The sequence below is a fragment of the Dechloromonas agitata is5 genome, assembly GCF_000519045.1.
GTDB lineage: Bacteria > Pseudomonadota > Gammaproteobacteria > Burkholderiales > Rhodocyclaceae > Azonexus > Azonexus agitatus.
The window spans coordinates 1,672,117-1,685,764 of the sequence record NZ_KI912532.1; the positions used below are offsets into that span (position 1 = coordinate 1,672,117).

General features: G+C 63.5%; 14 protein-coding genes. All 14 read left to right on the forward strand.

Translation table 11 applies throughout. The annotated features are described in order from the left end of the window. Positions 1 to 36: 36 nt before the first annotated feature. Entirely contained in the window at positions 37 to 474 is a 438-nt protein-coding gene (locus tag K420_RS0108275; protein ID WP_027457639.1) for a nitrate reductase cytochrome c-type subunit, read from the forward strand. Positions 475 to 491: 17 nt separating this feature from the next. Further along, positions 492 to 1,112: a NapC/NirT family cytochrome c gene (locus tag K420_RS0108280; RefSeq protein ID WP_232422745.1), complete on the forward strand. Its 621-nt coding sequence runs from the start codon at positions 492 to 494 to the stop codon at positions 1,110 to 1,112. A 213-nt stretch (positions 1,113 to 1,325) separates the two neighbouring features. Further along, complete coding sequence (locus K420_RS0108285; protein WP_027457641.1) at positions 1,326 to 1,625, forward strand: HU family DNA-binding protein; 300 nt, start codon at positions 1,326 to 1,328, stop codon at positions 1,623 to 1,625. Positions 1,626 to 1,684: 59 nt separating this feature from the next. Next, the gene (locus K420_RS18450; protein ID WP_035854630.1) at positions 1,685 to 2,044 is read left to right on the forward strand and encodes a hypothetical protein; all 360 of its coding nucleotides are present in this window, start codon (positions 1,685 to 1,687) and stop codon (positions 2,042 to 2,044) included. Between the two features lie 40 nt (positions 2,045 to 2,084). Beyond that, on the forward strand, positions 2,085 to 3,248 hold the full coding sequence (locus tag K420_RS0108295; RefSeq protein ID WP_027457642.1) for a UbiH/UbiF family hydroxylase: 1,164 nt from the start codon (positions 2,085 to 2,087) through the stop codon (positions 3,246 to 3,248). A gap of 9 nt (positions 3,249 to 3,257) precedes the next feature. Then, positions 3,258 to 3,962 carry a DsbC family protein gene (locus tag K420_RS0108300; protein WP_027457643.1) on the forward strand — a complete coding sequence of 235 codons (705 nt, stop codon included), beginning with the start codon at positions 3,258 to 3,260 and terminating at the stop codon, positions 3,960 to 3,962. Between the two features lie 73 nt (positions 3,963 to 4,035). Next, the gene (locus K420_RS0108305; RefSeq protein ID WP_027457644.1) at positions 4,036 to 6,006 is read left to right on the forward strand and encodes a diguanylate cyclase; all 1,971 of its coding nucleotides are present in this window, start codon (positions 4,036 to 4,038) and stop codon (positions 6,004 to 6,006) included. Between the two features lie 305 nt (positions 6,007 to 6,311). Further along, positions 6,312 to 6,758, forward strand: coding sequence for a division/cell wall cluster transcriptional repressor MraZ (gene mraZ, locus K420_RS0108310; RefSeq protein WP_027457645.1), 447 nt, complete (start codon positions 6,312 to 6,314; stop codon positions 6,756 to 6,758). Continuing rightward, the gene (gene rsmH, locus K420_RS0108315; protein ID WP_027457646.1) at positions 6,755 to 7,681 is read left to right on the forward strand and encodes a 16S rRNA (cytosine(1402)-N(4))-methyltransferase RsmH; all 927 of its coding nucleotides are present in this window, start codon (positions 6,755 to 6,757) and stop codon (positions 7,679 to 7,681) included. Before mraZ ends, rsmH begins: the two co-directional genes overlap by 4 nt. Beyond that, entirely contained in the window at positions 7,681 to 7,965 is a 285-nt protein-coding gene (gene ftsL / locus K420_RS0108320; protein WP_035854631.1) for a cell division protein FtsL, read from the forward strand. The genes rsmH and ftsL overlap by 1 nt, the downstream gene beginning before the upstream one ends. Next, positions 7,965 to 9,713 (forward strand): peptidoglycan D,D-transpeptidase FtsI family protein, encoded by a 1,749-nt coding sequence (locus K420_RS0108325; RefSeq protein WP_027457648.1) that lies wholly within the window; start codon positions 7,965 to 7,967, stop codon positions 9,711 to 9,713. The genes ftsL and K420_RS0108325 overlap by 1 nt, the downstream gene beginning before the upstream one ends. Beyond that, entirely contained in the window at positions 9,710 to 11,182 is a 1,473-nt protein-coding gene (locus K420_RS0108330) for a UDP-N-acetylmuramoyl-L-alanyl-D-glutamate--2,6-diaminopimelate ligase (RefSeq protein WP_027457649.1), read from the forward strand. Before K420_RS0108325 ends, K420_RS0108330 begins: the two co-directional genes overlap by 4 nt. Beyond that, positions 11,179 to 12,543, forward strand: coding sequence for a UDP-N-acetylmuramoyl-tripeptide--D-alanyl-D-alanine ligase (locus K420_RS0108335; RefSeq protein WP_027457650.1), 1,365 nt, complete (start codon positions 11,179 to 11,181; stop codon positions 12,541 to 12,543). The genes K420_RS0108330 and K420_RS0108335 overlap by 4 nt, the downstream gene beginning before the upstream one ends. After that, on the forward strand, positions 12,543 to 13,646 hold the full coding sequence (gene mraY, locus K420_RS0108340; RefSeq protein WP_027457651.1) for a phospho-N-acetylmuramoyl-pentapeptide-transferase: 1,104 nt from the start codon (positions 12,543 to 12,545) through the stop codon (positions 13,644 to 13,646). The genes K420_RS0108335 and mraY overlap by 1 nt, the downstream gene beginning before the upstream one ends. Positions 13,647 to 13,648: the final 2 nt, after the last annotated feature.

Genomic DNA, 13,648 nt, shown 5'->3' on the forward strand with positions numbered 1-13,648 from the left:
GGCGTAGTCTGCCGGCCGTGTCTCGGAGGTGAAAAGATGAAATTGATTACGACTCTGGCCCTGGCTGCCGGTATCGCTCTGGGCGGCATCGGTCTGGCCAGCGCGCAGGAACTGGTCAACGAAATTGGCGGCGTGACGATCGAGGGCAATTCCAAGGTCAACATGTTCAAGCCTGAAAAGGACCAGGCCAATATCGAACGGAATTTCCAGAAGCAGCCGCCGCTGATCCCGCACAGCGTCAAGGGTTACAACATCACGCAGAACTTCAACAAGTGCATGGACTGCCACTCGAAAGAGCGCGCCGAGGAAACCGGGGCGACCAAGGTTGCCAAGTCGCACTACCTCGATCGCGAGGACAACAAGTTGAAGAATATCTCGCCGCGCCGTTACTTCTGCATGCAGTGCCATGTGCCGCAGTTCGACGCCAAGCCGCTGGTCGAGAACACCTATAAACCGGCCAAGAAGGGGGAATGATGAGTCTCAAGAACTTTATGCCTGCCTGGATTCAGCGCATTGGGGTGACGACGGCCTTGTTGTTGTTCGTTGCCGGCATCGTCTTCTGGGGGGGCTTCAACTGGGCCCTCGAAGCGACCAACAAGGAATCCTTCTGTATCTCCTGCCACGAGATGGAGGAGAACGTGTTCCGGGAATACCAGAACACGGTGCACTACACCAACCGTACCGGCGTCCGTGCGACCTGCCCGGATTGCCACGTGCCGAAGGAGTGGGGGCCGAAGATGATCCGCAAGATCCAGGCCTCTAACGAAGTGCTGCACAAGATCCTGGGGACTATCGATACGCCGGAGAAGTTCAATAAGAAGCGTCATGAACTGGCGCAGCATGAGTGGGGCCGCATGAAGAAGAGCGATTCCCGTGAGTGCCGCAACTGCCATAACTACGCTTACATGGATTACACCGAGCAAGGCGACCGTCCGGCCCGCATGCACCCGAAAGCGTTCGACGAAGGCAAGACCTGCATCGACTGCCACAAGGGCATCGCGCACCAGTTGCCGCAGATCGATCAGCATATCGGCAAGCAAAACGAAGGCGCGCTCGAAATTTCGCACGGCGACAAGCCGGCGGCCACGGAAGAGTCGGCCGAGAAGAAGTAAGTTGGCATGCCCCGGCATGAAGGAACCCCGGTCCTGGACCGGGGTTCTTGTTTGCATCCGGGGAGGGGGTGACGTTAATACAAATATTCACCCCGGATCGCCCGAAAAGCCCCATGGGGCCAACACTTATTCAAAAAGGTATGCTACTTTTACTGCGCTGCCGTCGATACGGCCAGTTTTCTTAAACGTTAGTAGGTAACAGGAGGCACTTAGATGAATAAATCCGAGCTGGTCGAAGTTGCTGCAAAAGAAGCTGGTATCACCAAGGCTGCTGCTGACAAGGCGTTGTCTGCCATTATCGGCGCGGTAGTCAAGACAGTAACCAAGGGCGAGTCCGTAACGCTCGTCGGTTTCGGAACTTTCAAGTCCGCAAAGCGCGCTGCGCGCACCGGCAAAAACCCGAAGACCGGCGCCACGCTCAAGATTCCAGCTACCACGGTTCCGAAGTTCACCGCCGGTACGGCTTTCAAGGCTGCTGTTGCCGCCAAAAAGACTGCCGCCAAGAAAAAGTAATTTCGGCGTTTTTTTGAATGCGGGGTTCGCCACGGGCGGGCTCCGCTTTTTAGTTTCCAATGAACGATTCCAATCCTGAAAATCCTGTCGAGAACGCACCCGAGACCCAGCCTGCGGTAGCGCCGCAGTTCGATGCGCGGCGCCGCCTGCGCGAATTGTTGTCCGTTCCCGAGCGGGACCGCAGCGACGAGCAGTGGGACGAAATCATCGAGCTGGAAATCCAGCTTGCCCCCGGTAACCGGATATCCGGTAGCGAGCCGCACAGCGGCGGCAATCAGGGGCGTAGCCATCAACAGCAGCATGGCAAGGCGGGTGGTGCGGGCGGCCAGCAGCAGAAGAAGCATCGGCCGCGGACGAACAACAATCGCCGGCCGCGCCAGAACAAGCCGCAATCCGGCGGCGGTGGCAATCCTGCCTGATTTCCTTGTATCGATTTTCTGAACCGGCATAATTGCCGCCATGCAGCAGTTTGATCTGATCATCGTGGGCGGTGGCCTGGCGGGCGCCAGTTTGGCGCTTGCCTTGCGCAACACCCGCCTGCGGGTGGCGCTGGTCGAGAGCCAGCCGCCCCGCCGCCCGGATGGGTGGGACGCGCGCATCTACGCCGTCAGTCCGGCGAATATCGAATTCCTCGACAGCATCGGTGCCTGGCGCCACCTCGATGCGGAACGCATCTGCCCGATCCGGGCCATGGAGGTTTTTGGCGATGCGGGCGGGGCGCTTTCGTTCTCGGCCTACGAAACCGGGGTGCCGCAGCTCGGGTGCATTCTCGAATCCTCTCTGATGGCTTGCGAGTTCTGGGAGAGTGCCAAACGACAGAGCAACCTGACGCTGTTTTGTCCGGCTCGCCCGGCGTCGGTCGAATTCCGCCACGATGCCGCCGTTTTACGGCTCGGCGATGGGGCGCTGCTCACCGCGCCGCTGCTGGTTGGTGCCGATGGGCGGGATTCTTGGGTGCGCCAGGCAGCCGGCCTGGCGGCAATCAATACACCTTACGGCGAGAAGGGGGTGGTGGCCAACTTCGCCATCGAGAAACCCCATCGCGGCCGTGCCTTCCAGTGGTTCCGCGACGATGGCGTGCTCGCCTTCCTGCCGCTGCCCGGCGATCGCATGTCGATCGTCTGGTCAACGCCCGATGCTCATGCCGACGAATTGTGCTCCCTGCCGGACGACTTGTTCTGTGACCGCGTCGGCGAGGCTGGCAGCGGAATACTCGGCCGCCTGAGTCTGCTCACGCCGCCAGCCGCCTTTTCGTTGCGCCTGATGCGTGTGCCGCAGACCGTGGCGCCTCGGCTGGCGCTGGTTGGTGATGCGGCGCACGGCATCCATCCGCTCTCCGGGCATGGCATCAATCTCGGTTTCCAGGATGCCCGGGTGCTGGCTGAGTTGCTGGCGGCCAGCCAGCCTTGGCAAGACATCGGCGAGGAGCGCCTGTTGCAGCGTTATCAGCGCGCCCGGCGTGAGGAAACGGCGTTGATGCAGACAACGACCGATAGCCTGCGTCGCCTGTTCCGGGAAACGACACCCGGGCTTCGCCCTTTGCGCAATTTCGGTTTGAGCCTGACCAACGGCCTGCCTTTCATCAAGAATGCCCTGGTGCGCTATGCGCTTGGGGCGCTTTAGGAGATTTCCATGCTGAAAAAGATGTTGTCCCTGACCTTGGCCATGGCCTTTTCGTCTGTTGCCGTGGCCGATGAGGCGGATGTCAAGAAAGCCATGGAAGCGAAGCTGGGCGCCAAGGTCGAGTCGGTCAACAAGTCGGGCTATCTTGGCCTCTACGAGGTGTATGCCGACGGTGCGATCTTCTATACCGATGACAAGGTGTCGGCAATCATGGTCGGTGGTCAGATGATCGATGCCAAGACCATGAAGAACGTTACCGACGAGCGCATGAAAAAGCTCACCGCCATCCGTTTCGGCGATCTGCCGCTGGATCGCGCGATCAAGCAGGTGCGAGGGGATGGCAAGCGGGTGCTGGCCACGTTCGAGGATCCGAATTGCGGTTATTGCAAGCGTCTGGCCAAGGAGATGCTGAAGCTCGATAACGTGACGGTCTATGTCTTTCTCTACCCCATCCTGTCGGAAGACTCGGTGCGCAAGTCGAAGCAGATCTGGTGCTCGCCTGACCGCGCCAAGGCCTGGAGCGAATGGATGGTGGATGGCAAGGTGCCGGCGGGGCGCGAGGATTGCGACACGACGGCGATCACCAAGAATCAGGAATTCGGGCGCAAGTTGAATATTTCCGGTACGCCGACCATGTTCTTCGGTGACGGTGAGCGGGTGCCGGGGGCCATTCCGCTGGCGCGGATCGAGCAGAAGCTCAACCAGGTGAAATAAGCATGGGCTGCCGCCACACCGTTGACCGCGTGTGGGGCGATTTCCGGCCGGGTTGCCCGAAGAAGGGGCGCTGATGGAAAGGGAGGCATTCGGACAATGCCTCGGGCGGGCCTTGCGCTCATCCCAAGTCCGGCTGGTGGTTTTCTTCGTATTGACCTGGCTTGGTGTGGCCGGCCTGCTCGCTTTCCTGCTCGAGGAGGGGCGGCAGCAGGCCGAGCGCAAGGCCGAAGCCGATGCGCTGGGCGTTTCAGCCCTGCTTGAGGCGCGCTTGGCGGGAACGATCCGTCGCCTGCAGGCGACGCTGGAGCACATCGCAGCCACCCTGCCGCCCGAAGCCTTCCTGGCGTCCGCCAAGGCGACTCAGGGCGAGATGGTCCGGCGGACTTTGATCCTGCACTCGCGTCATTTCCCGGAGGTGGACAGTTTCAGGGTGCTCGATGCGGAGGGGGGCTTGCTCCATGCGTCGGGCGGCCGGACCGGCGAGGCCAGTGTTCGCGACCACGGCTACTTTCGGGCCTTTGCCGAGGGGCGGAGCAACGGCCTGTATTTTTCCGCCGTCGAATTTGATCGCTCCGCCGCCCGTTCCGTCGTCAATATTGCCGTGCCGGCCCGTTTCGATAGCGGAGGTTTGCAGGGTGTCGTTGTCGCCCGGCTCGATCTGACCTATCTTGCGCAGTGGTTCGACAGCGTTGCGGTCGGCGCGCAGGGCGTTGTTTCCTTCCGGCGGGTCGAAGACGGCAGCCTGATCCTGCGGCGTCCCTTTCTCCCTGAGCGCGTGAATCAGCCGCTGGTCAACCATCCCCTCCAGCAGCAGATCGAGGCCGGCGCACGCTCGGGAACGTTGCGCATGCGGGCGACCCTGGATGGCGTCGAACGAATCTACGGCTTTCATCGCCTGGGTGACTACCCCCTCTACGTCATTGCTGGCTTGGCGACCGATGATGTGCTGGCTGGCTGGCGCCACTCCTGCATGCTGGCCGTGGTGGCCGGCCTGTTGCTCTTCCTGGCCCTGTCGCTGGCCCTCGTTCGCGTCCTGCGGGCCGGTGCGCGCGAGGCACTGACGGCGCGCCGCTTGCAGGACAGCGAGGCGCGTTATCGCATGCTGGCGGAAAACAGCCATGACGTGATCTGGACGATCGATATTCCGAGCCGCCGCTTTACCTATGTCAGCCCCTCGGTGAGCGACATGCTGGGCTATGCGGTCGAGGAGGTGGTTGGGCGGTCGTGCGATGCTTGGCTGACGCCGGATTCGGCGCTGCGCTTCGGCCGTGAGGTCGACCTCCGCTTGCGACGCATCGCCGCTGCTGATCCGGGGGCTGGTGTGCTGGTCAGTGAATTGGAAATGGTGTGCAAGGATGGCGAACAGATTGCCGTCGAGGTGGTGTCGAGCTACCTGCTCGACGAAGATGGTGTGGCGCGAACCATCTTGGGCATCACGCGCAACGTGAGCGAACGCAAGGCGGCGGAGAGCGCCTTGCGCGAGAGCAATCGGCAATTGCATGCCCGGATCGAGGAAATCGGGCGTCTGCAGTCGGCACTCCAGGAGTTGGCGGTGCGTGACAGCCTGACCGGGTTGTATAACCGGCGCTACCTCGACGAAACCCTGGAGCGTGAGGTGTCGCGGGCGCGGCGTGAGGGTATTCCGCTCTCCTTGGTCATGCTCGACATCGACTATTTCAAACGGGTCAACGATACCTACGGCCACCAGGTGGGTGACGAGGTGCTGCGCACGCTGGCTGCAACCCTGTCGGCCGATGTGCGGGCCGAGGATGTCGCCTGCCGTTACGGCGGCGAGGAATTCTTGATCCTGCTGCCGAACATGCCGCTCGTGGCTGCCCTGGCGAGAGCCGAGGCCTGGCGGGCGGCCGTGGAGGGCCTGGCCATCGGCCATGGTGATTTCGTGCTGACCTTCACCATTTCGCTGGGGGTGGCCGCTTATCCGGAGCATGGCAAGACGCCGGATGACCTGACCCGCTGCGCCGACCAGGCCCTCTACAAGGCCAAGCGCGAGGGGCGCAACCAGGTGGCCGTTTACAGCGACTGACGCGCCGCTGCACCGCCCTGGTGGCTCCGGGATTTCCTGTTGCATCGACCCCACTTTTTACCACGCCGGCATGGCGGTGGGTGGTGGCGTTTTGACTTCGATCAACTCCTTATAAGTCACTTTAAGTGTTGTTTTACGAGCGTTGATTTTTAAAGGAAAAATTGGGCCTGGGTTTCATTCTAAAGCGCTCGTAAGTCCTTGTTGTGTAAGAAAAAAATCAGGATTTTTCTATTGACGGAGGGGGGTTGTTGTTTTAAAGTGGGTAAACGTGTTGAAAAGTGGGTAAACGGGGAGCGAGACGAGGGATGTTTGAGGGGGCGGCAGCACTCAATCTGGATGCGAAGGGGCGACTTGCCATTCCGGCAAGGCATCGCGAAGCCCTGCTCGCCGCCAGCGAGGGTTCGCTCGTCCTGACCGCGCATCCGCACCGCTGTCTGTTGCTTTATCCGTCGCCGGCCTGGCAGCCGATCCGCGACCAGATCCTCAAGGCGTCCAGCCTCGATCCGCGGGCGGCATCGATCAAGCGCGTGCTGGTCGGCAATGCGCGGACCGAGGAGCCGGATTCGGCCGGGCGCATCCTGATTGCGCCGGAGTTACGCGATTACGCCCAGTTCGAGAAGACCGTCTATCTGGTCGGTATGGGCAGTCATTTCGAAATCTGGAGCGAGGCGGGCTGGAGGAAGCAGAACGACCTCGCGGCGGAGGCGCTGTCTGGCGACCTGCCGCCCGGCTTCGGGGATCTGGTGCTGTGACGGCGAGCAGCGCCCACGTCACGGTGCTGCTCGAGGAGGCGGTGGAGGCCCTGGCGATCAAAGCCGACGGCACCTACGTTGACGCCACCTTCGGGCGGGGCGGCCATAGCCGCCGGATTCTTTCCTGTCTGAACGAGCAGGGGCGCCTGGTGGCGCTCGATCGCGATCCGCAGGCGATTGCCGCCGGTGAGGCGCTGGCCGATTCCCGTTTTCAGTTGGTGCACCGCGCTTTCGGCGAATTGGCTGAAGCGGCCGGCGAGGCTGGGATTTCCGGTGTTGATGGGGTTTTGTTTGATGTAGGGGTGTCGTCGCCGCAAATCGACGACGGGGAGCGCGGCTTCAGCTTCCGCTACGACGCGCCGCTCGACATGCGTATGGATACGACGCAGGGCGAGACGGCGGCCGAGTGGCTGGCGCGGGCCGAGGTGAGGGACATTACGGAGGTCATCAAAAATTATGGCGAAGAACGGTTTGCTTTCCAGATTGCAAAGAAGGTTGTGGCTGCTCGGCTCGAACAACCTATTGTCACAACAGGCCAGTTCGCGGCCCTCGTACGCGAGGCCGTGCGCACCCGTGAACCAGGGCAGGACCCGGCGACGCGCAGCTTTCAAGCTCTACGGATTCATATCAACCAAGAGCTCCGCCAGCTGGAGGTAGCCCTGCCGCAGGCACTCGGTTTGCTGAAACCGGGTGGCCGGCTGGTGGTGATTTCCTTTCACTCACTTGAAGACCGCATCGTCAAGAATTTCATGCGGGCGCAATCGACACCGGATACCTTGCCGAAGAACCTGCCGCTTCGTGCGGATCAGCTGCCCAAGCCGAAGTTGCGCCTGGTCGGCAAGGTGATCAAGCCGACGGCGGCCGAGGTTGAGGCCAATCCGCGGGCGCGCAGTGCCGCGATGCGTGTCGCCGAGAAGCTGTGATGCTCCGCTTCAACATGATCCTCCTCCTGATCGTTGTCGTTTGTGCGCTGGGTGTGGTGACCTCCCAGCACCGGGCGCGCAAGCTGTTCCAGGCCGTCGAGGCGGAGCAGGAGCGGGCGCGGCAGCTGGATATCGAGTACGGTCAGTTACAGCTCGAGATGTCGACCTGGGCCAATCATCCGCGGATCGAGAAGATCGCCCGTGAGCGCCTGCACATGGTGGCGCCGGACGCCCTTGGGCGGGTCGTCAAGGCGGATCCGGCTGCCGGGCGGAGGGGGCGCTGATGGTCGTCCGTCGTCGCCCGCAGCGCGGCCACCGTTTTACCGAGAGCCCGGTCCTGCAGCTGGCGCTGCAGGGGTGGCGTTCGCGCATGGTCGGCCTGCTGCTGATGGGGGCGTTCCTGGCGCTGGTCGGGCGTGGCTTCTACCTGCAGGTGATCAACAACGACTTCCTGCAGCAGAAGGGCGATTCGCGCTACCTCCGCGACATCGAGATTTCCGCCTCGCGCGGCAAGATCGTCGACCGTAATGGCGACATGCTGGCGGTGTCGACGCCGATGAAGACGATCTGGGCCATTCCGGGCGATGCCCGGCAGATGAGCGGTGAGCAGAAGCGCCAGTTGGCCGGGCTGCTGGACATGAGCGTGCGCGAACTCGACGCCAGGATCGCCGTCGAGAAGACCTTTACCTTCATCAAGCGTCAGGTGTCGCCGGAGGTGGCTGATCGCATCGCCGCCCAGAAGTTCCCGGGAGTGCATCAGGAAAAGGAATACCGTCGCTTCTATCCGACCGGCGACATGACTGCCCATATCGTCGGCTTCACCGGCGTGGACGACAAGGGGCTGGAGGGGGTCGAACTGGCCTTCCAGAACAGCCTGCTCGGCCGCCCGGGCAGCCGGACGGTGATTCGTGACCGGCGCGGCAATATCGTCGAGGATGTGGGCGCGACCCGGCCGCCACAGGATGGCAAGGACGTCCGCCTGGCGCTCGATTCCAAGATCCAGTACCTGGCCTACAGCCAGTTGAAGGAAGCGGTCGAGAAACATAACGCCAAGGCGGGCGGTGCCATCGTGATCGATACCCGTAACGGTGAAATCCTGGCTCTTGCCAACTGGCCGACCTACAACCCGAATAACCGGGAAAAACTCTCCGGTGCCCAGCTTCGCAATCGCGCCATCACCGACACCTACGAACCGGGCTCGGTGATGAAGCCGTTTACCGCTGCGCTGGCGCTGGAGCGGGGCAAGGTCCGTTTCGATACCGTGATCAACTGCGCGCCGGGCCGGATGACCATCGGCCCGGCGACAATTTCCGATGCCCACCCGCATGGTGCGCTGACCGTGGCCCAGGTGATCCAGAAATCCTCCAACGTCGGCACGGCCAAGATCGCCTTGGGCTTCTCACCCAAGGAAATGTGGGATCTGTTCGACAGTCTGGGCTTTGGCCAGGCACCCAACCTCGGGTTCCCCGGCGAGGTCTCCGGCCGTCTGCGTCCGTGGAAAAACTGGCGCCCGATCGAGCAGGCGACGATGTCCTACGGCCATGGCATCGCCGTCAGCCTGATCCAGATGGCCCGGGCCTACACCGTGTTTGCGCGCGATGGCGAATTGATGCCCTTGTCGCTGATTAAAATCGATGATGCGCCGCCCCGTGGTACGCCGATCTTTTCACCGCAGACCGCCCGCGAACTGCGCGCCATGCTCGAAATGGCGGCCGGACCGGAAGGAACGGCGCCCAAGGCCCGCGTGCCGGGTTATCGCGTCGGCGGCAAGACCGGCACCGCCTACAAGGTCGAGGGGGGCGTCTATGCCCGCAAGTATGTCGCCTCCTTCGTCGGGATCGCACCGATCAGCGATCCACGCCTGGTCGTGGCGGTGATGATCGACGAGCCGACGGCGGGCGGCCACTACGGCGGCGACGTCGCCGGCCCGGCTTTCTCGCAGATCACGGGCGGTGCCCTGCGTACCCTGGGGGTGCCGCCGGATGCGCCGGTCCAGGTCGCGGCGGCAGATTCCGGGAAGGGCAAGCTATGATTTCGCCGCGCGAATTGCTCGACCGCCTGGCCACGCTCGGCGTTACGCCGACTGGTGTGGCCGACGACAGCCGCCAGGTGCACCCGGGCGATCTCTTCCTGGCTTATCCCGGCGATCTGGCCGATGGCCGTCGTTATATCGCCGACGCCCTGGCCCGCGGAGCCGTGGCCGTGCTCTGGCAACCGGGTGGCGATTTCGTCTGGACGCATGCGGTGCCGAACCTGCCGGTCGAGGCGCTGCGTCCGCTGGCCGGGCCGCTGGCCCATACCGTCCATGGCTATCCGAGCGAGGCCCTGTCGTTGATCGCCATCACCGGCACCAACGGCAAGACGACGATCAGCCAGTGCCTGGCGCGGGTCTATCCGAAGCCCTGCGCCATCATCGGCACGCTGGGGGTCGGCTTTCCGGGCGAGCTGGTGGAAACCGGTTTCACGACGCCGGAAGCGACGACGTTGATGCGTTGCCTGGCCGATTTCCGCGAGCGCGGCGCGGCGGCGGTGGCGCTCGAGGCCAGTTCGATCGGGATCGCCGAAGGCCGCATGAACGGTGCCCGGGTCGATGTTGCGGTATTCACCAATTTCACGCGCGACCATCTCGATTACCACGGCACGATGGAAGCCTATGCCGACGCCAAGGAGCAGCTTTTCCACTGGCCGCGCCTGCGTACGGCCGTGGTCAACCTGGACGATGAGCTCGGTCGCAAGCTGTCGCGCGATGCGACGGCCCTACGCGTACTCGGCTACGCCATCGGCGAACTGCGCCGCGATTACCCCGCCGTGGTGCGGGCCGAAGAACTGGTCGATACGCCCTTTGGCCAGCGTTTCAATCTGGTGCTGCCGAACGGTCGGGCGGTGGTCGATACGATGCTGGTCGGTCGCTACAACATCTCCAACCTGCTGGCCATTGCCGCCGTGCTCTACGATGCCGGCCTGGCGGCGCATGACGTGGCTCGCCGCCTGTCCGAACTGACCCCGCCGCCGGGACGCCTGGAGCGCGTGGGGGGCGAGGGCGAGCCGTTGGTCGTGGTCGATTACGCCCACACGCCGGATGCGCTGGATAACGCACTGACTGCGTTGCGCGCCGTGGCCAACAGCCGAAATGGCCGATTGGTGGTTGTTTTCGGCTGCGGTGGCGATCGCGACAAGGGCAAGCGTCCGGAAATGGGTAATGTGGCCGAGCGTTGTGCCGACCGCGTGCTGGTTACCAGCGATAACCCGCGCAGCGAAGATCCGGCCGCCATCGTCGCCGACATCGTGGCCGGCATGCGCCAACCGGAAATCGAAATTGACCGGGCGACCGCCATCCGCCGTGCCGTGCTCGAAGCCGATGTCCGCGACGTCGTGCTGCTCGCCGGCAAGGGGCATGAACCCTATCAGGACATGGGCAGCATCCGTCTGCCTTTCTCCGATGTCGAACAAGCCGGCGCGGCACTCGCCCAGCGTCGCGCCCAACAGGAGGTAAGTGCATGATGAACGGTTTGCTGTCACAAGTCGCCCGTGACGTGCAGGGCCGCATGATCGGCACCGATGTCACGGTCGACGGGGTGTCGACCGATACCCGGGCCATCGCCCAAGGCACCTTGTTCGTCGCACTGGCCGGCGAGCGCTTCGATGCCCACGATTTTCTCGAGCAAGCGGTTGCCGCCGGCGCGGCCGCGTTGCTCGTCGCCGATGCGACCCGCGTGCCGGCCGGTGTCCCTGCTGTCGTGGTGGACGACACCCGCCTCGCGCTCGGTCGCCTGGCCGCTGCCTGGCGCGCCCGCTTCACCCTGCCGGTGATTGCCGTGACCGGTTCGAACGGCAAGACGACGACGAAGGAAATGATCGCTGCCATTCTCAAGGCGGCCTACGGCGCCGCCGTGCTATCGACGCGGGGCAACCTGAACAACGACATCGGTCTGCCGCTGACTCTGCTTGGTTTGTCGCCGGCCCATCAGGCCGCGGTGATCGAGATGGGCATGAACCGCCCGGGCGAGATCGCCTATCTGGCACCGCTCGGCGCGCCGACCGTCGCGCTGGTCACCAACGCCCAGCGCGCTCATCTCGAAGGGATGGGCGATCTCGACGAGGTAGCGCGCGAGAAGGGGTCCATTTTCAGCGGCCTGCCGGCCGACGGCGTGGCGGTGATCAATGCCGACGACGCTTATGCCGATGCCTGGCGCGGCATGGCGGCTGGGCGCCCGGTACGGACCTTCGCCATCGACCACGCAGCCGACGTGCGGGCGACGGTACGCCAGCATGGCCTGGAGATGGCACTCGATCTGCAGGCGCCGGAAGGCGATGCCGCCATCGTCTTGCGCGTGCCGGGACGTCATAACGCCCGCAACGCGGTAGCTGCCGCCGCCGCCTGCCTGGCGGCCGGCGTGCCGCTGACGGCCGTGGTGGCCGGGCTGGAAGGTTTTGCCGGTGTCAAGGGCCGTTTGCAGCGGCGGGTGGGCAAGAGCGGGGCGGAAATCCTGGACGACACCTACAACGCCAATCCCGATTCGGTACGTGCCGGTATCGACGTGCTGGCCACCACCATCGGCCGCAAGATCCTCGTCCTGGGCGACATGGGCGAAATCGGCGAAGCGAGCGGCCAGTATCACGACGAGATCGGCGGCTACGCGAAGAGCCAGGGGGTCGACCTGCTGTTCGCGCTGGGCGAGGCGACCAAGGCCGCGGTGCGCAATTTCGGCGAAGGCGCCCGCCACTTCTGTCATGTCGACAAGCTGATCGCCGCGCTCGACAAGGAGGCGGGTCCCGAGACGACCGTCCTGGTCAAGGGATCGCGCTTCATGAAAATGGAACGGGTAGCCGACGCGCTGGCCGTTGCCGAGGAGAAACACTGATGCTGCTCGCTCTGGCGCAATGGCTGGCCCAAGACGTCCGCTTCTTCAACGTCTTCAACTACATCACGTTGCGCGCCGTACTGGCGGCGATGACCGCGCTGCTCATCTCCCTGGCCGCCGGCCCGCGCGTCATCCGCTGGCTGGCTGCCAAGAAGATCGGCCAGGCGGTGCGCACCGACGGGCCGCAGACCCATCTGGTCAAGTCGGGCACCCCGACCATGGGCGGGGTGCTGATCCTGATCGCCATCGGCATTACGACGCTGCTCTGGGGCGACCTGACCAACAAGTACGTCTGGACGGTGCTCATCGTCACGCTCGGTTACGGCATCGTCGGTTGGTACGACGACTGGAAGAAGGTGGTTTACCGTGACCCGAACGGACTGGCCAGCCGCTGGAAGTTCTTCTGGCAGTCGGTGCTCGGCATCGGCGCCGCGCTGTTCATCGCCTTCTCGGCCAAGAGCCCGGCGCAGACCGAACTGATCATCCCGTTCATCAAGACCGTCGCCTACCCGCTGGGCATCGTCGGCTTCATCACGCTGACCTATTTCGTCATCGTCGGCACCAGCAACGCAGTCAACCTGACCGATGGCCTGGACGGCCTGGCGATCATGCCGACCGTCATGATCGCAGCCGCCTTCGCGCTGATCGCCTACGTCACCGGTCACGCGGTGTATGCCAAGTACCTGCTGATTCCCTACGTGCCGGGGGCCGGCGAATTGTGCATCTTCCTCGGCGCCATCGCCGGGGCGGGTCTCGGTTTCCTGTGGTTCAACGCCTACCCGGCCGAGGTGTTCATGGGCGACGTCGGCGCGCTGGCGCTCGGCGCGGCGCTCGGTACCGTGGCGGTGATCGTCCGCCAGGAAATCGTCCTGTTGATCATGGGCGGCGTCTTCGTCATCGAAACGCTGTCGGTGATGCTGCAGGTCAGCTACTTCAAATACACCAAGAAGAAGTATGGTGAGGGCCGGCGCATCCTGCGCATGGCGCCGCTGCACCACCACTTCGAACAAACCGGCTGGAAGGAGACGCAGGTCGTCGTCCGCTTCTGGATCATCACCATCATGCTCGTGCTGGTCGGGCTGTCTACCCTGAAGCTGCGGTAATC

Bases quoted from the DNA above. Each gene is read 5' to 3' on its own strand.
- K420_RS0108275 (WP_027457639.1), top strand. From the start codon at position 37: ATGAAATTGATTACGACTCTGGCCCTGGCTGCCGGTATCGCTCTGGGC.
- K420_RS0108280 (WP_232422745.1), top strand. From the start codon at position 492: ATGCCTGCCTGGATTCAGCGCATTGGGGTGACGACGGCCTTGTTGTTG.
- K420_RS0108285 (WP_027457641.1), top strand. From the start codon at position 1,326: ATGAATAAATCCGAGCTGGTCGAAGTTGCTGCAAAAGAAGCTGGTATC.
- K420_RS18450 (WP_035854630.1), top strand. From the start codon at position 1,685: ATGAACGATTCCAATCCTGAAAATCCTGTCGAGAACGCACCCGAGACC.
- K420_RS0108295 (WP_027457642.1), top strand. From the start codon at position 2,085: ATGCAGCAGTTTGATCTGATCATCGTGGGCGGTGGCCTGGCGGGCGCC.
- K420_RS0108300 (WP_027457643.1), top strand. From the start codon at position 3,258: ATGCTGAAAAAGATGTTGTCCCTGACCTTGGCCATGGCCTTTTCGTCT.
- K420_RS0108305 (WP_027457644.1), top strand. From the start codon at position 4,036: ATGGAAAGGGAGGCATTCGGACAATGCCTCGGGCGGGCCTTGCGCTCA.
- mraZ (WP_027457645.1), top strand. From the start codon at position 6,312: ATGTTTGAGGGGGCGGCAGCACTCAATCTGGATGCGAAGGGGCGACTT.
- ftsL (WP_035854631.1), top strand. From the start codon at position 7,681: ATGCTCCGCTTCAACATGATCCTCCTCCTGATCGTTGTCGTTTGTGCG.
- K420_RS0108325 (WP_027457648.1), top strand. From the start codon at position 7,965: ATGGTCGTCCGTCGTCGCCCGCAGCGCGGCCACCGTTTTACCGAGAGC.
- K420_RS0108330 (WP_027457649.1), top strand. From the start codon at position 9,710: ATGATTTCGCCGCGCGAATTGCTCGACCGCCTGGCCACGCTCGGCGTT.
- K420_RS0108335 (WP_027457650.1), top strand. From the start codon at position 11,179: ATGATGAACGGTTTGCTGTCACAAGTCGCCCGTGACGTGCAGGGCCGC.
- mraY (WP_027457651.1), top strand. From the start codon at position 12,543: ATGCTGCTCGCTCTGGCGCAATGGCTGGCCCAAGACGTCCGCTTCTTC.